At 34.2% G+C, this 25,913-nt stretch carries 23 protein-coding genes; 18 read left to right on the forward strand and 5 right to left on the reverse strand.

Annotation, left to right across the window (positions count from 1 at the left end; genetic code table 11):
• Positions 1 to 439: 439 nt before the first annotated feature.
• From WNY79_RS07070 to WNY79_RS07090, 5 genes are all read right to left on the reverse strand, one after another.
• Positions 440 to 811, reverse strand: coding sequence for a GxxExxY protein (locus tag WNY79_RS07070; protein ID WP_342875473.1), 372 nt, complete (start codon positions 809 to 811; stop codon positions 440 to 442).
• Between the two features lie 619 nt (positions 812 to 1,430).
• Entirely contained in the window at positions 1,431 to 2,777 is a 1,347-nt protein-coding gene (locus WNY79_RS07075) for an O-antigen ligase family protein (RefSeq protein ID WP_342875474.1), read from the reverse strand.
• A gap of 33 nt (positions 2,778 to 2,810) precedes the next feature.
• Positions 2,811 to 3,362 carry a hypothetical protein gene (locus tag WNY79_RS07080; protein ID WP_342875475.1) on the reverse strand — a complete coding sequence of 184 codons (552 nt, stop codon included), beginning with the start codon at positions 3,360 to 3,362 and terminating at the stop codon, positions 2,811 to 2,813.
• Between the two features lie 23 nt (positions 3,363 to 3,385).
• A complete protein-coding gene (locus tag WNY79_RS07085; RefSeq protein WP_170071084.1) occupies positions 3,386 to 5,395 on the reverse strand; it encodes an EAL domain-containing protein in 2,010 nt (669 codons plus the stop codon).
• Positions 5,379 to 6,077, reverse strand: coding sequence for a transglutaminase-like cysteine peptidase (locus tag WNY79_RS07090; protein WP_024594585.1), 699 nt, complete (start codon positions 6,075 to 6,077; stop codon positions 5,379 to 5,381). Before WNY79_RS07090 ends, WNY79_RS07085 begins: the two co-directional genes overlap by 17 nt.
• Positions 6,078 to 6,369: 292 nt before the next feature.
• Between WNY79_RS07090 and galU the strand changes: the two genes are divergently transcribed.
• From galU to WNY79_RS07180, 18 genes are all read left to right on the forward strand, one after another.
• Complete coding sequence (gene galU, locus WNY79_RS07095) at positions 6,370 to 7,266, forward strand: UTP--glucose-1-phosphate uridylyltransferase GalU (protein ID WP_342875476.1); 897 nt, start codon at positions 6,370 to 6,372, stop codon at positions 7,264 to 7,266.
• Between the two features lie 77 nt (positions 7,267 to 7,343).
• Positions 7,344 to 8,309, forward strand: a complete 966-nt coding sequence (locus tag WNY79_RS07100) for a sulfotransferase domain-containing protein (RefSeq protein ID WP_342875477.1) — start codon at positions 7,344 to 7,346, stop codon at positions 8,307 to 8,309.
• On the forward strand, positions 8,306 to 9,304 hold the full coding sequence (locus WNY79_RS07105) for an NAD-dependent epimerase (RefSeq protein ID WP_342875478.1): 999 nt from the start codon (positions 8,306 to 8,308) through the stop codon (positions 9,302 to 9,304). The genes WNY79_RS07100 and WNY79_RS07105 overlap by 4 nt, the downstream gene beginning before the upstream one ends.
• A 59-nt stretch (positions 9,305 to 9,363) precedes the next feature.
• Positions 9,364 to 10,503, forward strand: coding sequence for a glycosyltransferase family 4 protein (locus WNY79_RS07110; protein WP_342875479.1), 1,140 nt, complete (start codon positions 9,364 to 9,366; stop codon positions 10,501 to 10,503).
• Positions 10,500 to 11,561, forward strand: coding sequence for a glycosyltransferase family 4 protein (locus WNY79_RS07115; protein WP_342875480.1), 1,062 nt, complete (start codon positions 10,500 to 10,502; stop codon positions 11,559 to 11,561). Before WNY79_RS07110 ends, WNY79_RS07115 begins: the two co-directional genes overlap by 4 nt.
• A gap of 74 nt (positions 11,562 to 11,635) precedes the next feature.
• Positions 11,636 to 13,075: an oligosaccharide flippase family protein gene (locus WNY79_RS07120; RefSeq protein ID WP_342875481.1), complete on the forward strand. Its 1,440-nt coding sequence runs from the start codon at positions 11,636 to 11,638 to the stop codon at positions 13,073 to 13,075.
• 430 nt (positions 13,076 to 13,505) lie between these two features.
• Entirely contained in the window at positions 13,506 to 14,945 is a 1,440-nt protein-coding gene (locus WNY79_RS07125; RefSeq protein WP_342875482.1) for an oligosaccharide flippase family protein, read from the forward strand.
• Positions 14,946 to 15,031: 86 nt separating this feature from the next.
• On the forward strand, positions 15,032 to 16,075 hold the full coding sequence (locus tag WNY79_RS07130; RefSeq protein WP_342875483.1) for an acyltransferase: 1,044 nt from the start codon (positions 15,032 to 15,034) through the stop codon (positions 16,073 to 16,075).
• Positions 16,072 to 17,223 carry a glycosyltransferase gene (locus tag WNY79_RS07135; RefSeq protein ID WP_342875484.1) on the forward strand — a complete coding sequence of 384 codons (1,152 nt, stop codon included), beginning with the start codon at positions 16,072 to 16,074 and terminating at the stop codon, positions 17,221 to 17,223. Before WNY79_RS07130 ends, WNY79_RS07135 begins: the two co-directional genes overlap by 4 nt.
• Positions 17,224 to 18,333 carry a glycosyltransferase family 4 protein gene (locus WNY79_RS07140; RefSeq protein WP_342875485.1) on the forward strand — a complete coding sequence of 370 codons (1,110 nt, stop codon included), beginning with the start codon at positions 17,224 to 17,226 and terminating at the stop codon, positions 18,331 to 18,333. It begins immediately after the preceding gene.
• A gap of 1 nt (position 18,334) precedes the next feature.
• The gene (locus tag WNY79_RS07145) at positions 18,335 to 19,273 is read left to right on the forward strand and encodes a glycosyltransferase family 2 protein (RefSeq protein WP_342875486.1); all 939 of its coding nucleotides are present in this window, start codon (positions 18,335 to 18,337) and stop codon (positions 19,271 to 19,273) included.
• Positions 19,273 to 19,842, forward strand: a complete 570-nt coding sequence (locus WNY79_RS07150) for a hypothetical protein (protein WP_342875487.1) — start codon at positions 19,273 to 19,275, stop codon at positions 19,840 to 19,842. The genes WNY79_RS07145 and WNY79_RS07150 overlap by 1 nt, the downstream gene beginning before the upstream one ends.
• A 2-nt stretch (positions 19,843 to 19,844) precedes the next feature.
• Positions 19,845 to 20,882 carry a glycosyltransferase gene (locus tag WNY79_RS07155; RefSeq protein ID WP_342875488.1) on the forward strand — a complete coding sequence of 346 codons (1,038 nt, stop codon included), beginning with the start codon at positions 19,845 to 19,847 and terminating at the stop codon, positions 20,880 to 20,882.
• Positions 20,875 to 22,047 (forward strand): O-antigen ligase family protein, encoded by a 1,173-nt coding sequence (locus WNY79_RS07160; protein WP_342875489.1) that lies wholly within the window; start codon positions 20,875 to 20,877, stop codon positions 22,045 to 22,047. Before WNY79_RS07155 ends, WNY79_RS07160 begins: the two co-directional genes overlap by 8 nt.
• A gap of 42 nt (positions 22,048 to 22,089) precedes the next feature.
• On the forward strand, positions 22,090 to 22,476 hold the full coding sequence (locus tag WNY79_RS07165; RefSeq protein WP_342875490.1) for a 3-phosphoshikimate 1-carboxyvinyltransferase: 387 nt from the start codon (positions 22,090 to 22,092) through the stop codon (positions 22,474 to 22,476).
• A 295-nt stretch (positions 22,477 to 22,771) separates the two neighbouring features.
• A complete protein-coding gene (locus tag WNY79_RS07170; RefSeq protein ID WP_342875491.1) occupies positions 22,772 to 24,175 on the forward strand; it encodes an undecaprenyl-phosphate glucose phosphotransferase in 1,404 nt (467 codons plus the stop codon).
• On the forward strand, positions 24,159 to 25,379 hold the full coding sequence (locus WNY79_RS07175; protein ID WP_342875492.1) for an outer membrane beta-barrel protein: 1,221 nt from the start codon (positions 24,159 to 24,161) through the stop codon (positions 25,377 to 25,379). The genes WNY79_RS07170 and WNY79_RS07175 overlap by 17 nt, the downstream gene beginning before the upstream one ends.
• Positions 25,379 to 25,903 carry a polysaccharide biosynthesis/export family protein gene (locus WNY79_RS07180; protein WP_342875493.1) on the forward strand — a complete coding sequence of 175 codons (525 nt, stop codon included), beginning with the start codon at positions 25,379 to 25,381 and terminating at the stop codon, positions 25,901 to 25,903. The genes WNY79_RS07175 and WNY79_RS07180 overlap by 1 nt, the downstream gene beginning before the upstream one ends.
• The last annotated feature ends 10 nt before the right edge of the window (positions 25,904 to 25,913 follow it).

Consider the following 25,913-nt stretch of genomic DNA (forward strand, 5'->3'; position numbering starts at 1 on the left):
TTGTTACGAAAGTCACGCTTAAATTATTTAATCCATTCACCAATAAATCAATTAAAGATCTATTTGCACAAAGAGAAGTTAAAGAGGGGTAAATGAGAAGGCATAATACCAATAAAAACCGTGTTTGGTGTTTATTTTCTTCTCTAAAAGCGAAGTGCCTCTTAACCTCTTAGTGAATAAATCACTTATAACGGGTACACTTGTTACGAAAGCCACGCTTAAATTATTTAATCCATTCACCAATAAATCAGTTAAAGATCTATTTGCACAAAGAGAAACGAAAGAGGAGTAAATGAGAAGGCATAATGCTAATCAAAACTGTATTTTATATTCATTCCCTTCTCTAAAAGCGAAGCGCCTCTTAACCTCTTAGTGCATAAATCACTTACAGTTACTTATAGCCCTTTGGATAACGACTTAAAACCTAAGTAAATAATTTTTATGAATTAAAGCGCTTTATGCCATCGACTAGCTTTAGAACATTGAAGTTTATTAGTAAACCAGTACTTATTTCTGCAAGTTTCATATAAGTTATTAATTGTGCGGAGTGAATTGGAAGAAGCTTATCAACCGCCTTTAGTTCAATTATTAATTTATTAGGCAATAAAATATCTAACCGGTAACCTGTATTTATATATTGATCTTTATAATATATCGGTAGCTCAACTTGGTTTTTAGCAGATAAGCCAATTTTACTTAATTCATATAGTAAGCAAGCTTCGTAACTTGATTCTAATAACCCAGGCCCTAAATTCCTGTGTACTTCTATAGCGCAACCTATTACTGTTTTTGTTAATGTATCAGTATCCATAGGTATCCTTTTGCTTAATCTACAAGCATTTAATTAACTAAGAAACAGTTTTAAAATAAGAATTAAGTGTAGTACAAATAAAATAGCAAAATTGAAGACTTGTAGGCTATATGAAGTAATCTATTAAGTTGTCACTCGTTTGTTGATCTTAAATCAATCGAAGATCTATTTGCACAAAGAGGGGTAGATGAGAAGGCATAATACTAATAAAACCGCGTTTGGTTTTTATTTCCTTCTCTAAAAGCGCAGCTCCTCTTAAGCTCTTAGTGCATAAATCACTTATAGCGGGTACGCTTGTTACGAAAGTCACGCTTAAATTATTTAATCCATTCACCAATAAATCAATTAAAGATCTATTTGCACAAAGAGAAACGAAAGAGGTGTAAAGGAGAAGACATAATGTTAATCAAAACTGTGTTTTATGTTCATTCCCTTCTCTAAAAGCGCAGCGCCTCATAACCTCTTAGTGCATAAATTACTTATTACAGGCTTTGCTTGTCACGCCAACAAGCGGAGTTTTTCAAGTTAACCGTGAATTGTTGGCGTAGACGCTGAGCTTGCTCGCGTGAGAAGCGCAGCTTCTAATCACTCTATATTAGGTAATTACTTGGCTTTGTATTTAGCTATGCTCTTTTCGACTTCGTTTAGACGCGGGTAATTTACTACTCAATATCGCCAAACATAAAATAGTCATAAACAACATTGAGTTTGCACCCGCTTGCAAAGAGTAATCTACCAACGAATGCAGCAGCATATCTATAATTGCAATGGCACAACCAAAAGCAACGCCCTGAAACAACGCTGTTTTACGCTTTCGCATAGTCGCTATACATAACCATAAACAATAAAGTATAAGTGAGCCCAGTGCAGCTGTAGTGGGTATACCCAGCTCTACTGCAAACTGTATGTAATCGTTATGGGCATTATCGTAATAACCCGAATAAGGCTCAGACTGATACGCCGGAAACGCAGTATAAAATGTCCCCCCACCAGAGCCCAACAAAGGCTTATCTAAAATAAGGGGTATTGAATCACGCACAACTTCGTCACGGGTTTCTGATGAAATACTGGTTTCACTAATACGCTGTTTAACTTTTTCTACATCAAATATAGCGCCAATAATAATTAAATCGATTATAAAAAAACTTATTATAAGTAGTTTAAACGCTTTAGGTTTTTGCCTGTAAATAAAAAACGCGAGTAGGCTAACAACCATTAATGCAATAAAAAATGCCGAGTTACCCATACGGCTACGGGTTAAAATAAGCGCTACGATAATAATAATTAACGAAATACGTAAAATTATTTTTGAGCTTAAAAGTATTTCAGCCCACGCACGCAGTGTTTGTTTTAATGTGTGTTTGTAATCGCTAGTAGAGCGCTTTAATTCACTCACTAAAACACCAATACCTAAACACAAACATAGAGCTAAAAAGTTAGCTAAAAAGTTAGAGTAGGTAAATGTACCAATAGCACGTTCGGTATGTTTATAACCAAATAGCGGGCTGATTATATCGGGCGATAGGTTTAAATAAGTGGCATACAAAGCCTGAAAAACGCCTGCACTTATAATTGTATATATTAAATTTTTAATACGCTTTTCAGTATTACAATAAATAAATAATAGCCAGCAAAATAAAATCATAAAACTTGTTTTAATAAGCATTTGTTTTGTTTGAAACGGATCAAGGCTAACGCTAAATATTTGTATAAAGAAAATTAAAACAACAGCACCAAGTGCAACAAACAAAGGCCAAGAATACAAAGGGGGATAGAGGGCCTGCTTATTATTTATAGCGCTATTAATTAAATGAACTAAAAAAGTGGCACCAATCAACAAACCAATAGCTAAAATAGCCCAAGGGCGATAGCTACCTAAGGGGATAGGTAGTAAAAAAAGTATTGCGCATAGCAACAAAAATATAAAACGATTCAATGTAAACTCATAAAGTAAAAACGCAGCCATAGGCTGCGTTTGTATTATATTTTAGAAGAGTGTTTAATTACCAACTTCAGATATACCAGCATCACCACCAGTACCACCAGTACCAGGCGGCACAGTAACTGTAGGTAAAACAATAACAGGAGGGGCTGCAACCGGAGTACCATCAGTAGGACCCGCAGCAGTCGCTTCAGATGCAACGGTGGGATCTATACCAGCAGTGATTGCAGCAATAGTTACCGCATCACTATCAGCATCAGCAGTTACTAAGGCTGCTAAAAAGTCAGAAATTAACGCATTATCTGCACCTAAAGAAGCAACAACCGCGTTTATTAACATATCAAGTTGTTCAGCAGAACAGGAGCCGTTTGCAATAGGCGAGTCAAGGTCCATAGGACCCATGTTTTGACAAAATTGCTCAATGGCAGCCACTAACTCGCTTTGTAATTCTTCTGGCGTAATATCATCAGGAGCATTATTCAAAATATTTAGTAAGTTAGTAAGGCTGTCAGATTGTACTACAACGTCAGAATCTGCTTGTGAGTAAACAGGTGAAATAGTAAAAGCCATTGCACCTATTAATAAACTCTTTAAAAAAATCGATTTCATCTTGTGTCCCTTTAAGTGAGTATCTAATTACAGAATTTTAGCGTGTCTGCGCAAAAAGTAAACTCTTTATTAACGTTATCACGGTTCTTACTTGTAAGTACTTTAGAAGGCTCCATAATTAAATTACCTTGTACACCATCACAGCCTAAATTTTCAAGCATTTTTAATGTTTCGGGTTTTTCAATTAAGCATGCCAACACTTTAATACCAAAACCATGACAAATATTATTAACGGTTTGAATAAAAAATTGGCTTTGAGAGTTATCTAACAAGTCTTGAATATAACTGCCATCAATTTTTACATATTCAATATCAAGGCCTTGTAAATACCTAAACGACGTTAAGCTCGTTCCAAAGTGTTCTATACACACATTAATGCCAATATCTTTAATTGCATCTATATGTTTTGAGGCTATGTGTACATTATAAAGTAAACTAATTTCATGTAACTCAAATATAAGGTTAGTTTTAATAACAGGTTTAGTGTGGGCATAAAGAGTAAGCCATTGTATAAAATCAGCCGAATATAAAGACGCCTTACTTACGTTTAAAGCAAATACGTCATCAGGGTATTGTTCTTTAACGTTTACAAAGTTACGAATTATTTTTTTGTCTAACTCTTCGGTTAAATTAAGCTTTTCGGCCATAGCAAATAAATGGCCATTATTAACCTTTTCACCTTCATGGGTAAAGTGGGCAAAAGCCTCAAAGTAACACTGCTTATTTTGTGAGTTAGCGCGTTTAACTGGCTGCACCGAAAAGCTAACCTCACCAGAGTCAATAATCGACTGAATAAGTGTACGCCATTGTTTAACACTAAATAGCGTGTCTTTATCTATTTTGTTAGTTTCTATTGTATCGCCAATAGTACTACCCGTATCTAAAGCAGATAAAACACTACCAATAGACGAGCCTTTATTCACTTCTAATATTGCAAAATTAGCAAACCCATTAACGTGTAAGCTATTTTTTTGTTTACTAAAAGCATCGGTGATTTCTAAGCGAGTTCTATTTAAAAACTGCGTATCGTAAGGTATAAGGGCAATAAAAGTACTACCGTTTAACCTAAATATTTTAGAGTTAGTAAGGTTACCAATAATTTTAGTAAGAATAACGCTTACATCTTTTACATGCGCGTCACCATCTTGATAGCTAACAGTTTGGTTTATATTAGTAAGTGAAGGTAGAGTAATCATCATTGCAGTAAGTGGCGCATCGGTGGTTATTGTATCAACAACCGAGCTAAAGTGATTTTCAAACAACTTTCGATTACCTAACCCTGTTAAAGAGTCAATATAAACTTCTTCTGTTAAGGCTTGGGTTTGTTTAGTTAAAGAATCAAACGTACTTTGTAAGTTAATAACCATATTATTTATAGCTTTGGTTACAGTGCGCAGCTCTCGTGCAACAGGTATTTCTTCGTTTAACGTAAAGCGCTTACGAGTAACAAGGTGAGCTTGATGCTCAACTGCTTTTAAAGGCTTAAATACTTCGCGTAATATTAAAAAGGCAACTGCAAGCGAGGCAATTAGTATTAAAAAAGAACCATAAAAACTGCGTTTTGTATGCTCCCACAACGTAACATAAGACTGCCCAGTATGGCTTGTAACCTCAAGTATACCCGCCATAATCCAACCATTATTTAGCTCAGACTGCATAGTCGGCGCTTTTAAACTACTTAAAGCAATAAACCAATTAGGCACAGACTCAACACGCTTAGGATTTTCCAGATCAAATACAACCTGGCTTTGTGAATTTGTAAATTTAATTTCTTTGTAGTAACCAGAATCAAAAATAGCGGTAGCCATTGTTTCAGCTATTACTAAGTTTTCTGGATCTAAATAAGGCGAAATAGAAAGCCCTAAGCTGGTAGCTGTGTCTTGGGCATGGCTTCCCATTTGGGTTTGTAAGTAATCGCGAGTAGTTTCAACATCTGTAACTACTCGAACCACAAATGAAACAACCGAAATAACGATTATTAAACCATAAACTTGGGTTTTAAGACTCAATCCATTTTTAAAAAGTCGAGACATAACTGGTAGTTCCTTTAATGTTACTTTTAATGGGAGCAAGCTCACCTTGTTCAATTCGCTCTAGCATAGTATTCCAAGCCGACACACCACGGCTATTTTTTACTTTATTGCCTAACCCTTTCGATTTAGCTAACCAAAGCCCTTGACCATTAAAACTGTAAATAGGCGTTAAATCGGGGCGTTTATTAGCGGGCAGCAGTTTAGTATTAAAGTTACCTAAAACAAAGGGTATTCTGTTTGGATCTTCTATATATATAAGTACCATGTGGGGTTGGTTTACTGTGCGCTGTCGTACATACATTAAACGTATTTTATCTTCGGGAACACCTAGCGCTATTAACGTAAAGTATTTAGCAATAACGTAATCTTCGCAATCGCCCATGCCAACACCTAAGCTCTCTAGCGGGGTAGCCCAGTAATCTTTTTGCTGCCAAAGATCTTCATCGCTTTTGTATTTAATGTGTTTATTAAAAAAATCGTTAACAAGATGAATTTTTTTCCATTCGCTTTCATCAGCAGAGTCATCAATAAAATTAAGCCAATCTTTAATTCGTTTATGGCCTTCGTTGCCATACTGTTGCTGTGCACGGGTAATAATATCGCTATTACGCAAATACAAAAGCATATCTTGTGCACATACAAAAAACGACACAATAAATAAAATGCAAAGCCCTAAGCGCACAAATGTTCCTTAAGTTAGTAATCCTTAATAAATAACTATACCAGTATAGTATTATTACTTTTAAAAAGGTAGATCATCAAAAAGAATTAGATGCCCCAATATGATTCACCCTGACCAGTTTGGTGCAACATAAAATTAACAAAAAAACAATCTAAAAGGATGCTTTATTTATTGAGTCAAACATTATGGTGTGTATAATAATGCTAACACAAGGTATGTGAAGCACGTTATATGGAAGTTAACTTTAGTTTCTTCTTTATATATTTACAAAATAATAATGAAAGGAATTAAAGTGAAAGTTTTAAAAGCCGTATTACCTGTAGCTGGTCTTGGAACACGTATGTTACCAGCCACAAAAGCCATTCCAAAAGAAATGCTGCCTCTAGTAGACAAACCACTTATTCAATATGTAGTTAACGAAGCCGTACAAGCAGGTATTAAAGAAATAATACTTGTTACTCACGCTTCAAAAAACTCAATCGAAAACCATTTTGATACCAGCTTTGAGCTAGAAGCCACACTAGAAGCACGTGTAAAGCGTAGCCTACTAGAAGAAGTGCGCTCAATAGTACCAAAAGACGTAACCGTAATTTCGGTTCGTCAATCTGCGCCTTTAGGCCTTGGCCACGCAGTACTTGCCGCCAAACCAATAGTAGGCAACAACCCATTTGCAGTAATGTTACCTGACGTAATTATTGATAAATACAAATCAAATCCTAAAACCGATAATTTAAGCCAAATGATCGACCGCTTCGACCAAACAGGCCACAACCAAGTAATGGTAGAGCCAGTCCCAAAAGAGCAAGTACACCAATACGGTGTGGTTGACCTAGCCGGTATAAAAATTAACGCGGGCGAAAACGCAACAATTAAAAACATGGTAGAAAAGCCAAATACCGATGAGGCACCAAGCAACTTAGCTATTACAGGCCGTTATGTTGTATCGCCTGCTATTTGGGATTTACTAGAGTACACCCCCCCTGGTGCCGGTGGCGAAATACAACTTACCGATGCATTACTGCAATTACGCCACTTAGAAACACTTGAAGCATACCATTTAAAAGGCCAGTCACACGATTGTGGTTCTAAATTAGGCTATATGCTTGCCAACGTAGAATATGCAATGCAATCAAGCCATATGGGTGAAGAGTTTACTAAAGCAGTTAAAGAATTAATCAAATCACAATAAAGCCAGGATGATAATTAACCTATCCTATCCTTTCCTTTCCTTTCCTTTCATAATAAAACTTTATAGGTGATTTTAAAATGACAAAAAAACTTTTTGTTGATAAAAAATTAATTTTGATTATTGGGTTTAGAAAGTGTGGAACGTCAACATTATATGATTATCTGGTTTCTCAAAAAGTAGGGCAGGGTTGTATAATTAAAGAACCACAGTTGCTTTGCTCTGGGAATGATTTTGATCAGGCTTTTATAAATAAATATTTAAGCTTGTTTGATGATAATAGCGACGTGCTGATAGATGGTTCTACTTTTATTGTAAATGATCCTCTAGCTATAGAAAAAGTTAAAAGTATCTTTCGAGAAGTTAAGATAATTGTTTGCGTTAGAAATCCAGTTGAGAGGTTTTTCTCTGCTTATTGGCATTGTAGAGGGAAAGAAATTAAGGAGGAACCGAGAACAATATACGAAGTTGTAGCAAATATTGATGCTTGGAAGTATGACCGTTATGAACAAGAAACAGAATGGGTAAATAAATGTGAGTATTACAATAATTACTATGGGCTGGATTATATAAGAGAACAGGGTATAGATGATGTTGATTTTAAACCTATTAATAACCGTTTAGCGTTTATGTACTATGGGGAAGGCTGTTATAGCTTACGTTTAACAAATTTTGATATAAGTGAAATTCTAATAGTTTATTTTGAAGATTTTATTATTGGGGGCTTCTGTATAGATGAATTAGCAAATTACTTAAACGTAGAGCTAAGTAGAGATGGGCTAAAGACTGTTGGAGTAAGTAATAAAGGGCTCAATAAAAGCGATGTCGAGCATTTAAATACTTTAAAAAGAATAAAAGTTCATAAGTTATTTCCTTCAAGTTTAAGAAAGAAAATAAAGAAATTATTTTATAAAGCAATTCCAACGACTAGTGATGCTATAAAAGGTACCGTAACAGAGTGGTACGTAGATGAAATTAATTACTGGCTTGAAATAGAACCAAGATTAGCTAAGTATTGGCCAAAAAATAAAGGAAATAACAAATGAAATTTTTAGTAACAGGTGCAGCTGGTTTTATTGGCAACTTTGTTGTTGAACGCTTATGTAACGATGGCCACGAAGTAGTAGGCCTAGATAACCTAAACGATTATTACGATCCGGCATTAAAACATGCAAGGCTTGAGCGTATTAAACACCTTACGCAATTTCGTTTTGTAAAAATGGATTTAGCCGATAGGGATGGAATAGCAAATTTATTTAAAGATGAAAAATTTGACCGCGTAATACACCTAGCAGCGCAAGCAGGTGTGCGTTACTCAATAGAAAATCCAATGGCTTACATTGACTCTAATTTAGTGGGCACTGCTACTATATTAGAAGGGTGCCGCCACAATAAAGTACAGCATTTAGTATATGCATCATCAAGCTCTGTTTATGGCATGAACGAAAAAATGCCATTTTCGACTGACGATGCAGTAGACCACCCTGTATCACTTTATGCGGCAACTAAAAAATCAAATGAGTTGATGGCGCATAGCTATAGCCATTTATACGATCTACCAACAACAGGGCTGCGCTTTTTTACAGTATATGGCCCGTGGGGTCGCCCAGATATGGCACCGTACTTATTTACCGATGCAATATTAAATAACCGTGAAATTAAAGTTTTTAATAACGGAAAAATGAAACGCGACTTTACCTACATAGACGACATTGTAGAAGGCATTATTCGCATTCAAGACGTAGTTCCAAAAAGAGACCCTGACAATAGCAATACCTCGCCAGAGTCAAGTAAAGCACCATACCGTGTATTTAATATTGGTAATAACGAACCTATCGCACTTATGACTTTTATTGAGTCAATTGAAAAAGCGGCAGGTAAAGTTGCCGACAAAAATTATATGCCAATGCAAGCAGGAGATGTTCCAGCAACTTTTGCAGATATAGATAGCCTACAAAAAGAAGTTGGCTTTAAACCTAATACAAACATTGAATATGGTATGCAGCAGTTTGTTGATTGGTATCTTGATTATAAAAATTAATAGTAGTTTTATTATTGATTTGTTTTTTAATTTTTTACCAAGTAATAGGGAGTGCGTTAATGATTGTAATGTCTGTTTGTCATTGCGATGAAACAAATGATTTTGGTGGCCTAGAGAAACAAGCGTTTACATTGGCAAATGAGCTTGCAAAAACATATAACGTAGTAATGCTATCAAGCACTCGAAAAATATCTAATGTTGGTTGGTCAAAAATTAATGGGATAAATACCTTGAGGCTTTGGACTTACACAACTCCACAGGTTTCAGGAAAAAAATTACCAGCTTCGCTTATTTGGGCCGCTCAACTATTGTTTTGGTTAATCAAAAACAGAAAAAAAGTGGACGTATTTCATTGTCATCAAATCAGAATTCACGCTTTTGTTGCAGCCTTTATGAATAAATATTTTAATACTAAAACAATATTGAAATCGGGAGTTGGTGGTCCAGGCGCAGATATAAATGTAATTAGTACACATAAGTATTTTGGCAAAAGAGGGCAACGATTTGTAGTTGAAAATAATAGCTATTTTATTTCAATTACTGAAACAATATCAAAAGACTTGCTCAAAGCTGGTGTAAAAAAAGACTTTATTAGTGTCATTCCTAATGGTTTTGAAACTCCTAAAGTAATAAAAAATAAAGCAGATAAATCAAAGCATTTAAAAAACTTTGTATTTTTAGGGCGCATTGAAAGTGATAAAAATATAGTTGAATTAGTTGAAGCTGCTTTAGAATTACTGAAAGAATACGAGTTTGTATTAAATATTTATGGAAAGGGACAACTTAAAAGTCAAATTGAAGGTTTGGTCCTAAAACAGCAAGCTTCAAAAAACATTAAAATTTTTGATTATATAAGCGATATCCCCAGCGTTTTAGTTAATAATTGTTGGTTTGTTTTACCGTCCGACGCAGAAGGGCTTTCTAACGCAATGATTGAGGCTATGACATACGGGGCAGTGCCAATAGTGACTAAAGTTAGTGGAGCCGTTGATCACATAGTAGAAGATGAAAATGGATATTTCATAGACGGATTTGACAAACAAGCAATAAAAAAATCATTACTTAAAGCGCTTAATACAGAACCAGAAAAGTGGGATTTAATGTCAGATAATTGTAAACATCTAGCAATTGATAGATTTTCACTGCAAAAAGTTGCAGGTCAATACTCAAATCTATACGAGAAGTTAAGATCTAAATGATGAAAAATAAAAAAATTATTATCTCTACTTACACTTTTTTACCAGACATAGGTGGGGTCGCAACTAATTCGTTAACAATCGCAGAGGCCTTTCAAAATAAAGGCTATGACGTAACTGTGGTTACGTTAACAAAAGATACGTCTTCGATTGACAAAAGAATCAAAGTTATTAGAAACCCAAATTTATTTTTATTATTAAAACTTTATTACTCAGCTGATTGGATATTGCTAGCTAATCTTTCTTTAAAATTATGTTGGCCATTAGCTTTTTTAAATAAAAATACGGCGTTACAACACCATTCATCGTCTGCTTTTATAAAAAATAAAACAAACTCATTTAAGAGCCTTTTAAAAAGAACTATAGAAAATAAAGTTATAAATAAGTCTATTCACTTTGTTAATAGTGGTTTTACTATGAAAGATGGAGGGGAGTTTTTTAATAACTTAAAAGTCTATATTACTTATCCAATTATGCAGAAAACAAGTGTAATTAAGGAAAGCGCCGATATACATAAAAACCGAAAAGGCGCAATTTTTGTGGGTCGTCTCGAACCTGAAAAAGGCGTTGAATTTTTATACAGTAATTTAGACGTAATAAAGAATAGGCTTGAGGTTAATCATTTTACTTTTATAGGTGGTGGGTCTTTATTTAATGACTTTAAAGAGAAAAGTACCGACAACTTTGTAATAAAAGGAGCAGTTGAACTAGATTCCGTTTATAAGCTTATGCAGGGGGCTAAGTTTGTTTTAGTACCTTCTATATGGCAGGAACCTTTTGGTATGGTTGCTGCTGAAGCATTAGCTTCAGGTGCTGTTGTTATAACATCTGATAGAGGTGGGTTACCAGAGGCTGTTGGAAAAGTTGCAGAACAATTTGATTTAGAGTCTGAACAATCATTCATAGAAGCGCTTGAAAATGCAAAGCTTAAAAGCAAAAGTTTTTTGGACAAAAATACCCTCTCAAAATATCAAGCTAATGTAAACTTACATTTAGATAAGTTCTCCGGAGAAAACGTTACAGCTGTAATGATCAATGCTTTTTTAAATGAAGAAAAGTGAGACTATTAACCAAAGTTAGTCCCATACTTTAGTAATAAATATTGGATATAAAATGAATAAATTAAGTACTAATAATGAAAGATAGTAAATCTGTGTTATCTGGAATTGGTAGTATGGCAGTACTTACTATTTCTTCTAAATTAATCAGATTGCTAATATTAATGTTCACTGCTCGTTTTTTAACAGCAGCGGATTTTGGCGTTGTAGCTGCTTTTAGCATGGTGTTTGCATTTGCTCATTTATTTGCAGGCATGGGAACAACGCGTACGATAGTCCAAAGGCCCATCATTAATAATTCACATATTGCTAGTGCATTATACTTCTCATTAAGTATTGGCTTAGTACTAACACTAATCATGTTTTTTTCGGCCGGTTACATTGCTGAATTTATGAATGTACCAGAGCTGATTTTACCGTTAAAAGTGTCGAGCTTTACTTTTTTAATATTAGCTTTTAGCAATACGTGTTCAGGATTATATCAAAGAGAAGGAAATATTGTTTTTATCGGAAAAGTACAAGCTTTAGGTACGGTATTAGGAGGTGTACTTATAACCGTTCCCTTAGTGTTCTTTGATGTAGGCCACTGGTCAATCATTTTTGGTTTATTGTTTTCTGAGGTTTTTTCTATTTTGATCGTTATTTTATTAGGGTTCAAAAAGTTACGGTTTAAGGCTAAAAAGAAAGAATTTGATGAAATTGTAAAATATTCATTCGCTTTCTTTTTTAATAACACAATAGGCTTACTAAGCCAGCAGGTTGATATAGCTGTTGTAAGTAAGTACATGGGAGCTATTCCTTTAGGTAATTATTCTAGAGCAATACAGCTAGTTGAATTTCCTAATCAGATTTACTGGATGGTAGTCGACAGAGTCGTTTTTCCTGCTATGTCGGCAATGAAATCAGATAAAGTAAAGTTAGCTAATTTTTTCACTACGTCTATAGCTCTTTTAAGCTTGATACTGATTCTTGGATCAACAATATTATCAATAGGGGCACATGAAATTGTTTTGATCATGATGGGCTCTAATTGGGAGAGTGTAGCTGAACTTTTGCAAATATTAGCATTCGCAATTTTCTTTCGATCAATATCTGCATTTATGGACTCTTTTTTAGCTGCTTATGGTTTAGTTAAAGTGTTAACTTATAAACAAATTATATCTTTATTATCCTTTGTTGTTTTATTATTATTTGCAATAGATTCTGGTGTTAAAGGGATTGCTATTGCAGTAGTTATATCAAGTGTTATTAGATTTTTGCTAACAGTAATAACCGTGGTAGCTTTTACCGAAATTAAGTTTAAAAGTATTTTATTAAGTTTTTTTCCGGGGATGAATACAGTAATTGTTATATTAATTCTTTATTTATTTTTTAATGAATTCACGCCTTTAATTGGGTTTGTTGGTATATTAATCAGTTTTTTATTATTTATGGCTTTGATGTTTTTTAAACCAATGAATCTATTTTTAACTCAAGAAGGTGTTGGTTTCGTAAATAAAATTAAATGTAAATTTTAAAATGATTAATTGCTGAAATAATTAAATAGAAACATAAAAAGTTAGAGCTTCTAAATAACAATACGAAACTTTAAAATTTTATTGTATAAAGTTCATTCAAAATATTTAAAAACCATAAGACAAAATCATGCGGGCACTAGGGTATAATGGAAAGTGATCACTAAATTACAACTTTGGGTTTTTATAAAAATAAACTTTCCCCTTAGTTTATTATTTATAATATTTAGTAGGCTAATTTTTTGTGTAAATAGGTATAAGAATTTAGAAAGATAAAGTGCTTTCTTCAATACAATGTAAAACATGTTATAAATTTACTAGGTGATAAATTTATAACATGTTTTATTAGTAACTAAATTAAACATAAGTAAAGATATTTAGATGAATTTATTTTTAAAAAGTATTTACCCTAAAACACATAGAAAAAGAGAAAATGACATTAAAAAGTAAAGTTGTTATCGGCTCCTTATGGAGTTTTATAGGTAATGTTTCATTTCAATTATCTGGCTTAGTTATATTCATAATTTTATCACGTATATTATCTCCTGTTGATTTTGGCACTGCAGCATTAGCCATCGTTTTTGTTGAGCTAACAAACACAATTACAAGGTACGGATTGGTTGAGGTAGTTGTACGTAATAAAAACAACTTAAATTTAGAAAACAGTGTTTTTTTCTCCACTATCTTAATTGGAATAGTCTCGGCTTCATTTTTTATTATTGCATCTCCTTATCTAGAAGTGCTATTTGAAGCTCCTGGCCTTGCGATATCACTACAGTTACTCTCAATAGTACCCGTAATGCAAGCACTATCAACAGTACCTGAAGGCTTACTTAAGCGAGATTTTAAATTTAAAGCACTTGCTATAAGACTATTGTTTTCGTCATTATTTTCGGGTGGTATAGCTATTTACCTTGCTTATGCAAGTTATGGTTTTTATAGCCTAATAATCCAGAAAATCATATCTGTTCTCTTATCGCTATTACTAGTTTGGAAAGCTATTAACTGGAGACCTAACTTAAATCTAACATTAGGTGAACTTTTAAATACATTAAAGCAAGGACAGCCTATATTATTAAGCTCTTTGATTGGACAAAGTATATTTAGATTTGTTGAACTTATAATAGGCTTTTTTTTAGGAGTGGTTGCATTAGGTTACTTTAAAATTGCAGGTAAATTGCTCGACGTTATAGTGCAATTTACAATAAGGCCAATTGTTGATGTGTCTTTTTCTGCTTTTGCTAATTTACAAGATAATGCTAATGAACTAGAAGCTTGTTATACTAGATTTATTTCAATCACGGCATTATTTTCGTTACCAATATTTGTTGGTGGCTTTGTTATAGGCGATGAAATTGTGTATTTGGTTTTTGGAGATAAGTGGGCTGAAAGCGGAGTTATATTTTCTATCTCGTGTTTAAGCGGTTTTAGCGCATCACTAAATTACTTTTTTGCTCCGCTTTGCCATTCAACACATGACTCACATATTCCGTTTAGGTTGCGTATAGTTGAGTTTATAGTTGTTATTGCGCTTGTTAGTATTTTTTCTCAGTATTCAATTTACCACGTTGCGTATTCTAATGTTGTAACAGCAACAATATTGTCTTTGGGTATATTATTAATTTTAAAGAAGAAGTTCTTTTTTTCTATTGATACCATTATAAAAGCATTATTACCTTCGATAGTGTCCTCATTAATTATGGGAGGGATATTATATATAGTATTGCATTTGTTTCTTACCGATATAACCTCAGCCCTTAAAGTAACTTTATCTGTGCTTATTGGCTGTTCTATATACTTTATAGTTTATAAAATGTTTTTCCCTGAAAGAGTGCTGGAAATATTAAATAACCTGAAAAACTTAAAAGGTTAACCTTATAAATACTGAATAAATTAAATATTTATATTTGCTAAAAGCTGAACTTTTTTTAAAATGCTTTTTCATTGTTTAGAGGGATTATGAAATTATTGTCTTTACAATTATTGAGAGGATTAGCTGCAATTATTGTAGTTTTTTACCATGTTCACGGTTTAATTATTAAACGACACGCTGAGCTAGGTGCTGAACATTCTTTTTGGCTTACAGAAAACCAGTTTGTAAAGATAGGGGCAATAGGGGTAGACATATTTTTTATATTATCTGGCTTTATTATTTTTTATACATCAAGAAATACAAATGATATAGGTTTATACCTCAAAAAAAGAATTGTCAGAATATACCCTATTTGGTTTGTCGCAATATTTTTTATGAGTGTATTGGCTTTTTTACCAGGATCTTCAGCTGTGTTTGACGGGCTGCATGTGTTTTATTCATTATTATTAATTCCACATGTTTACGAAGGGGCGATTGTTCCTTTTTTAAAAGTAGGTTGGACTTTAAACTATGAAATTATATTTTATATGCTATTTGCACCCACATTGTTAATTGCTTCGTCAAAAAGGTTAGAAGTAATTACTGTTCTCATAACGTTACTTTCTATATTTGCACATTTAACTGATTTAAATTTAGCTATTATAAGCTTATTAAAAAATCCAGTATTATTTGAGTTTGTGATAGGTGGTTGGCTTGCGAAGCTATACTTGTCGGGCTACAGAATATCGAAAAATATTATGCTTGTAGTGGTTACATTTGGGTGCTTGTGGTTATTTATATACTTTACAACCCCTTATTTATGGGAGTACACGTCTTTAATATCAAGAGCACCTATAGCATTATCTGTTTTTATTGTTTCAGTACTTTATACACCAATAAAAGATATGAAAATTCATAAGACATTTATTTACTTAGGTGATGCCTCTTATTCAATATATTTATTTCATATGTTTCCAATAATGGTTGTTAGTGGTGTTTTGGGGCGAAATTTAACTCCTCAAATACAGCATGTACCAATAGTAATTACTTGGTTTAGTATTACTTTAATTAGTGTGTTATTTGGGTGTTTTATTTATAATATTATCGAAAAAAACATTAATATTAAGTTAAGGGAATGTATCTCTAAATGAAAATTTTAATGCTTACATGTCAATATATGCCAGATGTGTTTGGCGGAGCTGAAAAGCAATGTGGGCGAATTTCTAAAGGAATTCAAGCTGAGGGAGCTAATGTACATATATTAACATCACGGCAAAGGTTAACAGGCAAAGCAAATGAGGTAATGAACGAGGTACCTGTAACGCGTTTATATTCGCCCATAGCCCCTGATTTACTTGGTCGCTGGTTACCCTTTTCGGTGTATTGGTTAATACGCGTATTAATTTGGGGTATGTTTAATAGCAAAAGCTTTGATGTAATACATTGTCACCAAGGTAAATTTGGTGCCTTTGTAGGTTGTTGCTTGTCGCGTTTTTTTAAAAAGCCAATACTAATTAAGGTAGGCAACTCTAACCAATATATGGATTTTAAGGCTTTAAAATCTAAAAAGATTGTTGGGCCTATAATGGCTTGTTTTGTATTAAAAACCAACCCTACGATAGTCGCAATATCGGGTGTAATTGCACAAAATTGTAAAGAGTTTGGCTTTAGAAATATTACTAATATAGCTAATAGTATTGATAAAAGCTTAATTAATGCTGATAGCCCAGTTTTAAATACTAAAAATGATTCTGTAATAAATCTTTTTTACCATGGCAGGTTAGCACAAATTAAAAAAGTAGATGTACTAATGGAGGCGTTTGCATTGCTTACTAAAAAGCATAAGCAAGTACATTTTCATTTAATAGGTAGTGGTAGTGTGCTACCTGCAGCAAAAAAATATATTGAAGCAAACAACTTGCAAAGCAAAATAAAATTTTATGGTGAGGTTGACGATCCGGTAAATTTTATAAAGCAATTTGATGTTTTTGTAAATGCCTCTGAGGCTGAAGGATTTTCGAACTCATTACTTGAGGCTTTATTAGCTGGAAAGGTACTAGTGTCGACACCTGTTAGTGGGGCTAGTGATGCTATTTTTACAGATAAAAACGGTTATATTGCAACTGGCTTTAGTGCAGTTGAAATTGCTAAAAGTACAGAATATGGTATTGCATTACACAATAAAAATAATGGAGAAGTACAAGCTTTTTCTGAGCAATTAGTAGCATCTAAATTTACGGTCGGCATTATAGCTAAACAATATATAAAACTTTATACAAAATTACTTGGAGCTTCATAGATGAAGGTTTTAATAGGGATGACGCGTTCGGATACTATAGTATCTGGTTCATTTAAACATATTTGCCAAATAGGCGAAAAGTTTAGAAGTGAAGGTGCAGAGGTAGTATATGCACTAGGTGGCAACGGCGATGCGATAACTAAATTGCGAGCCGCTGGTTTTAAAGTGCATGCTTTAACTAATTTAAAAAGAGATTTAAGCCCACTGAGCGACATTTGGTCATTGTTAAAATTAATATGGCTAATTATATCGGAAAACCCACAAGTTTGTTCTTGGCATACAGCTAAAATAGGTGCGCTTGGGCGTACAGCTGCAATGCTTACTTTTAAACGCTCTTATTATGTGCCTCATGGTGTGCCTTTTGTCAATACACCTGAAAATAAAGGCTTTAAAAAATATGAGCGACTTGAAAAGTTACTATCTTATTTACCTTCAAAAATAATAGGTGTGTGCGAGTTCGATAAAAATGAATATTTACGAATAGGCGTGCCCGACAAAAAGCTGTTGGTTATACGTAACGGTATGCTCGGCAAATTTAACGATACGTGGGAGCTAACCGAAAAACCCGTTAATTTTATAACCGCGGCTCGTTTTGAAGATCAAAAAGACTACACTACGCTCGCTCAAGCGTGTGGTTCTTTATTAAGTCAAGGTAAACCCTTTACTTTAAGCATATATGGCGATGGCCAGTACGAAGCTAAAGTAAAACAGTTGTTTGCTCACTTTCCTGAAGGGGTAATAAACTTTTGTGGCGTTGTTGACAACTTTGCTGAAAAACTAACTCAAGCTGATGTATTTATACTTTCTAGCTTTTGGGAAGGCTTACCACGAAGTATTATTGAAGCAATGGCTTGTAAAAAAGCGGTAATTGCTTCTGACGTTGGTGGCTGCTCTGAGCTAATAATTGAAGGTGAATCGGGCTATTTAATCCCTATTCGTGATGCATCTAAAATGACTATTGCTATGAGTGAATACATTAATAACAAAGCCAAAACAGTGTCACATGGTGATGTTGCTTACACGCTATATAAGCAGAAATACTCGCTACCGGTAATGCTAGAGAGCTACGCAAAAGAATATGGAGTAATAAAAAATGGTGTAAATAATTAATATGCCTATTAAATTATCACTTATATGCCCTGTTTATAAAGTAGCTGAATTTATACCCGATTTAATGAAAAGCTTACTGCAAGGAGTTAATAGCGAGCAGGTAGAGGTTATTTTTGTTGACGATTGCTGCCCTGAAAATTCAATAAGCCTGTGCGAAAGCTTTATTTTAGAGCATAAATCAGTCATAAAATTTAATTCAACAATAATTAAGCAACCTACTAATAAAGGCCAAGCTGCTGCGCGCAACGTAGCGCTATTAGAAGCTAAAGGTGGGTACATTGGCTTTATAGATTCTGACGATGCAATTGCATTCAATTATTGGGATGTACTCTCATCTTATGTAACAGTCGGGGCAAAGGATATAATTGAGTTCGCTTTTGAAGAGTTTAACTCTGTTTTACCGTTAAGTGTTAGCAATACAGTTATTGAGACTGAGTCCACTAATACAGTGTTATTTGACACTGGTTTTTTTGTTTGGACAAGGTTATATAAGAAAGAAATGCTCAAAGGTCTTAAATTTCCAGAGGGTGTAATCTATGAAGATATTTATTACAACATTTATGCATTTTCTATGGCTGAATCAATATTGAGACTTTCTAATACTCTTGTTTATTATCGAAAAAGAGCAGGTTCTACCACAAGTAGTAGAACATCATCGTACTCTAATTTATTGCTTAATATGACGAACGCAGTTAAAGCAACATTAAGTAGCTTTGATAATAAAGAAGAGGTTGTTGCTCAAGTTGCAAGATACTCTCTGCTAGTGAGTTTAAAAGGGTATACGATTAAAGATCGCCTAGACCGAAAATTGTTTTTTAAAAACTGTAAACATATAAACGCAGCTTTTAAAGATACTTTTAACAAATACAATAATTCGCTAGTAGCAAAGCTTAAGTTTATAGCTTCTAGTTTTATTTGTTATGTGGGAAGGTTTCTATAATGAATTTATCTCAAATAAGAATTTTAGTTAAGTCTGACTTATATAGATACACGAAAAAAACAAACAAAAAAGTATTTATTAAATACTTAATAAACAACAGCTATTTTAGATTTCAAGTGTATTTAAGGATGTCTAAAATAAACGGTACTATATTACCTTTTGTATTTAGGTTTCTTAAAGCAGGCTTGGGGAAAAAAGTCAATATACAGCTAAATTACAATGTACCTATAGGTTACGGTTTGTACATACCCCACGGTAATGTTGTTATTAACTCTCAAGCAACAATAGGAAACAATTGCAGTTTGTTACAGTTTGTATCTATTGGTGCAATACATAATGGTAAGTCTGCAACTATTGGCAATAATGTTTATGTAGGTCCCAATGTAAATCTAGTTGGAGATATTCGCATTGGAGATAATTCTGTTTTGGGTGCCGGCGCTGTAGCAGTAAAAAGCATCGATAGTAATAGAGTTGTTGTTGGAGCACCTTGTAAAGTTATTAAAGATGTAATTGATATAAACATGTACTGTGATAACTTATGTGATGATACTTGGGCAAGGAAGCTATAAAAATGCAAAAAATAGTACACATTACCAATGATTTACAGCGTTTAGGCGGTGTGCAACGCTTGCTTGTTGATTTAATGACACTACAAAACAATGACTTTAAGTTTGAAGTGATTTTAACACGTGGTAAAAACGAATATATTAATGAGTTAAAAGCTTTAGGGGTAGAGGTATTCCATAAGCGTGACTTAGGCTTTTTTGGTGTTATAAAGCGCTTAAATGCCGCTGATTTAGTGCATACCCATTTATACCCATCAATCTATATTGCGTACTTTACAAATACGCCAACAATAGTTACAGAGCATAACCCACATTACAGGCGCCGTGACATACCCTTTGTAAAAACCCTTGAAAGTGTTATTTATAAAAAATTTAAAAAAATAATTTGTATATCTGAGGGCGTTAAAACTAAGTTTTTAGAAAGCATTAAAGCAAGCAGCTCAAAAACTTATGTTATAAATAATGGTGTTAATTTAGAGCGATTCTCTCAAATGCCTAAAACGCTAAGTACTGACACTAAAGTGATTAATATCGGTATGGTTGGTCGATTTGCACCACAAAAAGATATTAAAACCCTACTAAAATTAATGACTCTGCTTGATGAGCGGTTTGTACTTAATTTAGCGGGCGATGGTGAACTAAGGTCTGAGTATGAAGCTTACGCTTTAAGCTTAGGAGTAAGTAACAAAGTTAAATTTTTAGGCCAAGTTAACGATATACCCACTTTTTTAGACTCACTACATATTTATATACAATCTTCCCATTGGGAGGGGTTTGGCATTGCAGTAGTAGAGGCAATGGCAGCCGGGCTCCCATCCTTTGCCACTAATGTTAAAGGTTTAAATAATGTAGTTGTTGAGCAAGGTTTATTTGAAGTGGGCGATACACATACATTAGCAGATAAAATAAACACGCTGGTCAATGATGCGAATTATTATAATGACCAGTCTGTAGCTGCGCTTAAAAAGGCAGCAAGCTTTTCAATTAAAAATACAGCTATTACGCACACCCAAATTTACAAAAGTTTGTTAAACAATGTTTAGTATTAAAGTTAAAAACCTTGAATATGTGCTTTTTATTATTAGCGCCATGGTAATACCATTGTATTTTACTGACTTTAGGTTAGACGCTGGTGGCCTCATTGTAAGGCTGTCTGATATTTTAGCTTTATTTTCCATTTCTATTTTTTTATTGCTATTATTAAAAAATAAAGTAGCTATTAAGTATCCCGTTGGTTTTAACTATATATGTATTTTTATAATATATTGTTTTTTTAATGCACTAGCGCAAGTGGGTTTAACTAAAGCCATTGTTGCTACTGTACAGTGGATGCTAATACTTTTTACTTTAGTTGTGGTATATACAAGTGCGGTTAAAAACCCTGAAAAGTTTAGGGTAGTCTTTATAAATACTTTATTAGTTATATGTTTTTTTACGCTGGCTTATCATTTAATGCATGGTCATTTAACAAGCTATAAGTTTTTAGGTGACGCTCGATACTCTTTCGCATTAACGGGGGTTATACTTTTAAGCTGTGCTTATTATTTTGATGACAAAAGCTACTTAAAACCATTAATATTTTTATACCCAGTAATACTGCTCTCCCTTGAGCGAAAAGGGATTTTAGCATTCCACTTGGTTGCATTTTTTTATATTTTTATTCGTTTAAAGCCATTGTTAAAATTTGTGATGTTAGCGTTGTGTAGTATAGCTCTGATGTTATTCGCGTTATTTTACGATTTGTCGTTTTTAAATACATTTACTTTTTTTGAATATTCAGACCTCGAAATGCTCTACCTAGATGAAGAGCAAGCTTTGTGGATCTCCAACCTACATAGGCAATCTTTAGTGACAAACGGTTGGGATATATTTACCACTCATTTTGTTTTTGGCGTAGGACCAAAAATGTTACCAGTGTATATGGGGGATTTTTATATAAACCAAGGCCTTGCCCTATATACCCATAACGTTTTTTTAGATACATTAATTGAGCAAGGGTCAGTTGGCTTATTTTTATTACTTTTACCTTACTTTATTTACATTACCCAAGGTGTTGGTTTAAAAAACAAAAAAGATAAAATTGTTTTTATTGCTTTATGTTTATACTCTATTTTTATGTTGCTTTTTATGTCTGGTGGTGCGCCATCTATGGTGATTTTTTACTTACCAATATTTAAAGCTTTTATTGCTAATAAGGCAAGTGATTAGCTTGTTACATTTATTTAAATATTTAACAACGTGGAGTAGTTAATGCCTACTTTATCTGAAGATCCGGCAATAAGAGGTTTATTAAATAGGATGCCTGAAGGCGTACAAAATAGCTTTACTGAAGAGCAATTATCTCACCTTAAAATAGCTATTGGCGCCAGGCAGTGGGGGGCTCATACGGTTGATTGTAGAGGCGTTGTTAGATTATTTAAGTACAGATATTACTTTGTGTTATTAGCAGGTCGTAATAGACGGCAGTTGAGTGCCACTGAAAAAAAAGCCTCTGCCATAGCCCAAGCCACAGTAGTTACTTTAGGGTTTTTTATACTGCTGTTATTTATTTATTTATTGAAATCGGCGTTAGGTATTAACCTGTTTGAAGGTTTTTCATTAGGTATATGGAGTTATGTGAAAAGTTTATTTTTATAGTTTAAATGTAAACAAAATTTAAATGTTTATGTTTATGTTTATGTTTATGTTTATGTTTATGTTTATGTTTATGTTTATGTTTATGTTTATGTTTATGTTTGTATTTGTTTGTATTTGTTTGTATTTGTTTGTATTTGTTTGTATTTCATCAATCGTAGGTTAATTTGATTACGGCCTGTTACACTAATTTAAGTTTTTAAAAGCGGCATTATTGAATACAGATAAGTAATACGTTAATATTAATTTATAACTATGTGGATATTTATTCACTGTACTTTACTTAGGGACTAAAAGTATGAAGTCGTCAAGGACGTTTAAGCCTAATAGCTCATCCGATGCTAGTTTTTATCGTTTATTCGATATATTTGCTTTATTTTTAGCCTTTCAATGCTCTGCACTTTTTTATAGTTTTGAACTGACAGCTCATTATATGGTGGCGGTTTTAACCGTTGCTCTAAGCTTTTTATACTGCGCCGAAATATTTTCTGCTTATCGCTCTTGGCGTGCTGGTAAATTTAAAACCATGGTTTTATGTGCTTGGGGCTCTTTATTTGTTGCCTTCAGTATTCTATTCGTCATATCTTTTATGTTTAAGTTTACTGAATCGCTTTCGCGTATTGGCTTAGGTTTGTGGTTTTTACTTAGTGTGGTTTATTTATATATATGGCGCTTTGGAGTGCAATTATATAAACGGAATCGCCGTAGTTTAGGCATGAACTTACGCAACGTTGCTATAGTAGGAGCTACAGAGTCCGCGGTTTACTTGTATGACGAGATAGAAAAAAACGATGAGCTTGGTTTTAAGTTTTTAGGTTTTTTTGATGACCGCAAACCAGACCGCTTGTTTAATAACGTTAAAACGTACGATATAGCAGGGACAATTCAAAATGCTATATGTGCCGCCCGCGAAGGCAAAATCGACATACTTTATATAGCACTCCCAATGAAGGCCGATAAGCGTATAGCCGATTTGTTACTCCAACTTGGCGACACTACGGTCGACGTACACTTTATACCTGACTTTTTACTCTCAAATTTAATACATGCCCGTGTTGAACACGTTGGCGATGTAGACACGCTAAGCGTTTTTGAATCCCCTTTTATTGGTGCTCGTGAGTTTATTAAACGCACGGAAGATGTAATAGTGTCGTCAATTATTTTACTGCTTATATCTCCTATGCTTATTGCTATAGCGTTTGCTGTTAAGTTTACTTCTAAAGGGCCTGTAATTTTTAAGCAAGACCGTTATGGGCTTGATGGGCGTAAAATTAAAGTATGGAAATTTCGCTCAATGTCGGTAACCGAAAATAGTGCAGTGGTGACTCAAGCCACCAAAAACGATGCCCGTATTACAAAGTTGGGTGGGTTTTTACGCCGAACTAGTCTTGACGAGTTACCGCAATTTATAAACGTGTTAAAAGGCGATATGTCGATAGTAGGGCCTCGCCCACATGCCGTTGCCCACAACGAAGAGTATCGCAAAAAAGTTGAGTTTTACATGTTTAGGCATAAAGCTAAGCCAGGCATAACCGGTTGGGCACAAATAAATGGTTGGCGCGGTGAAACCGATACGCTTGATAAAATGGAAAAACGTGTTGAATACGATTTACATTACATAAAGCATTGGTCTTTATGGTTAGATGTTAAAATAATTTTTATGACAATTTTTAAGGGATTTAAAAATGCAAATGCATACTAAAAAATCAGTTATACCTTGTGCTGTAGTTTTATTGTCGGCAACGTTGTCTGCTCCTGCATTGGCCGAATTTACGCCAGGCAGCTTTATGACCAAAGATGGTGCCGAAATTACCCCGGTTTTGCAAACAGGCTTAAGCGTTAACGACAATGTTTTTAACACACCAACCGACGAAGAGTCGCGTGTAATTTGGACTATTTCGCCAGGGGTTGCAGCGGTAATAGACGATGGCCCCGATAGCTACAAACTAAACGTTGGCACCAGTAGCTCTTTATATAATAAAAATTCAGTTGATAACTTTACACAAGTTAATTTGGGTGCCGGTGTACATAAAGAGCTTACCAGCCGACACGTTTTTGATATTAACGGCATGGCTGATTGGCTGTACGAACCACGAGGTACTGGGTTAACGCAAGGCTTGGGCGATATTGTTGACGAGCTAATAAAGTATCAACAACAAGATATTACTGGTACTTACCAATTTGGTTCGCAAACATCTAAGGCGCAATTAGAGTTGGTTTCTGGCTTTTATAGTAAAAAATATCAAAATTTTAGAGCTACATCACAATTTCGTGATTACGATAAAACTTTAGTTGGTGCAAAAGGGTATTACAACACACAAGCTGCAACACGCATGTTCGTAGAAGTAACCCGTGATGACTTTCGATACGACGTTTTAGAGGCTAGTGGTGTTTCACGTAACTCTGACGATATTAAAGTACTTTTTGGTATGGAGTGGGAAGCAACGTCACTTACTTCAGGGTCATTTAAACTGGGTTATCAAAACAAAGACTTTGACGATAATCAGCGTGAGAGCTTTAGTGGCTTAAGCTGGGAGGCTGGCGTTACTTGGCAACCTTTAACTTACTCTACGTTTGATTTTACAACCAGTAGAGCGGCAACCGATCCACTGCTTGAAGGCGATTACATTAAAGAAAGCACCTACGGCGTTAAATGGAAGCATGATTGGAGTGACTATTTAGCCTCTGTAGCGAGTGTGAGCTATATTGATGAGCAATACACTGGTGATGTTGGCCGTAATGATGAAACAAAAAGCGCTCGACTTGGCTTAAATTACCAAGCTAATAACTTTGGTTTAATTTCGACTTATGTTGACTTTATTGATAAAAACTCAAACCAGCCATTAATCGAGTTTGATCGTGTAATAGTGGGTGTTAACTTTACGTTTGCTTTAAAGGCTAATTAATGAACTGTAAACTTTTTTTTGGTGCTGTTTACTTGTTTTTAAGCACAACTTGCTTTGCACAAACGGCGCAAGACTATGTATTAGGCCCAGGCGATAAAGTAGAAATAAAAGTATTTGGTGAACCCGATTTAGAGGTAACTGCACTGCTAGGCAATAGTGGTGAGGTTAATTACCCATTTTTAGGGGCGCTTAAGCTTGCTGGGTTAACCACCTTTGAGGTTGAAAAGTCCATTGCTAATGGCTTACAGCCTGATTATTTAAAAACCCCAAGTGTATATGTTCAGGTTGTTGAGTATCGACCTTTTTATATACATGGTGAGGTTAAATCTCCAGGCGCTTATCCTTATCAGCCAGCTATGACAGTTAACCAAGCCGTTGCGTTAGCGGGTGGTTTAACTGAGCGAGCATCGACCGATAAAATTTATATTTTTAAAGAGCAAACTAAGCAGCAGCAACAAAAAGGCACTCTTAATAGCCAAATTGCAGCAGGCGATACAATAAAAATAGAACAACGCTTGTTTTAAGCAGTTTTAA

Source organism: Pseudoalteromonas sp. AS84 (genome assembly GCF_038900255.1).
GTDB lineage: Bacteria > Pseudomonadota > Gammaproteobacteria > Enterobacterales > Alteromonadaceae > Pseudoalteromonas.

What these genes read in the sequence shown, in the direction of transcription:
- WNY79_RS07070 (WP_342875473.1), bottom strand. Translation starts at nt 811, where the DNA reads ATGGATACTGATACATTAACAAAAACAGTAATAGGTTGCGCTATAGAA.
- WNY79_RS07075 (WP_342875474.1), bottom strand. Translation starts at nt 2,777, where the DNA reads ATGGCTGCGTTTTTACTTTATGAGTTTACATTGAATCGTTTTATATTT.
- WNY79_RS07080 (WP_342875475.1), bottom strand. Translation starts at nt 3,362, where the DNA reads ATGAAATCGATTTTTTTAAAGAGTTTATTAATAGGTGCAATGGCTTTT.
- WNY79_RS07085 (WP_170071084.1), bottom strand. Translation starts at nt 5,395, where the DNA reads ATGTCTCGACTTTTTAAAAATGGATTGAGTCTTAAAACCCAAGTTTAT.
- WNY79_RS07100 (WP_342875477.1), top strand. Translation starts at nt 7,344, where the DNA reads ATGACAAAAAAACTTTTTGTTGATAAAAAATTAATTTTGATTATTGGG.
- WNY79_RS07105 (WP_342875478.1), top strand. Translation starts at nt 8,306, where the DNA reads ATGAAATTTTTAGTAACAGGTGCAGCTGGTTTTATTGGCAACTTTGTT.
- WNY79_RS07110 (WP_342875479.1), top strand. Translation starts at nt 9,364, where the DNA reads ATGATTGTAATGTCTGTTTGTCATTGCGATGAAACAAATGATTTTGGT.
- WNY79_RS07115 (WP_342875480.1), top strand. Translation starts at nt 10,500, where the DNA reads ATGATGAAAAATAAAAAAATTATTATCTCTACTTACACTTTTTTACCA.
- WNY79_RS07120 (WP_342875481.1), top strand. Translation starts at nt 11,636, where the DNA reads ATGAAAGATAGTAAATCTGTGTTATCTGGAATTGGTAGTATGGCAGTA.
- WNY79_RS07125 (WP_342875482.1), top strand. Translation starts at nt 13,506, where the DNA reads ATGACATTAAAAAGTAAAGTTGTTATCGGCTCCTTATGGAGTTTTATA.
- WNY79_RS07130 (WP_342875483.1), top strand. Translation starts at nt 15,032, where the DNA reads ATGAAATTATTGTCTTTACAATTATTGAGAGGATTAGCTGCAATTATT.
- WNY79_RS07135 (WP_342875484.1), top strand. Translation starts at nt 16,072, where the DNA reads ATGAAAATTTTAATGCTTACATGTCAATATATGCCAGATGTGTTTGGC.
- WNY79_RS07140 (WP_342875485.1), top strand. Translation starts at nt 17,224, where the DNA reads ATGAAGGTTTTAATAGGGATGACGCGTTCGGATACTATAGTATCTGGT.
- WNY79_RS07145 (WP_342875486.1), top strand. Translation starts at nt 18,335, where the DNA reads ATGCCTATTAAATTATCACTTATATGCCCTGTTTATAAAGTAGCTGAA.
- WNY79_RS07150 (WP_342875487.1), top strand. Translation starts at nt 19,273, where the DNA reads ATGAATTTATCTCAAATAAGAATTTTAGTTAAGTCTGACTTATATAGA.
- WNY79_RS07155 (WP_342875488.1), top strand. Translation starts at nt 19,845, where the DNA reads ATGCAAAAAATAGTACACATTACCAATGATTTACAGCGTTTAGGCGGT.
- WNY79_RS07160 (WP_342875489.1), top strand. Translation starts at nt 20,875, where the DNA reads ATGTTTAGTATTAAAGTTAAAAACCTTGAATATGTGCTTTTTATTATT.
- WNY79_RS07165 (WP_342875490.1), top strand. Translation starts at nt 22,090, where the DNA reads ATGCCTACTTTATCTGAAGATCCGGCAATAAGAGGTTTATTAAATAGG.
- WNY79_RS07170 (WP_342875491.1), top strand. Translation starts at nt 22,772, where the DNA reads ATGAAGTCGTCAAGGACGTTTAAGCCTAATAGCTCATCCGATGCTAGT.
- WNY79_RS07175 (WP_342875492.1), top strand. Translation starts at nt 24,159, where the DNA reads ATGCAAATGCATACTAAAAAATCAGTTATACCTTGTGCTGTAGTTTTA.
- WNY79_RS07180 (WP_342875493.1), top strand. Translation starts at nt 25,379, where the DNA reads ATGAACTGTAAACTTTTTTTTGGTGCTGTTTACTTGTTTTTAAGCACA.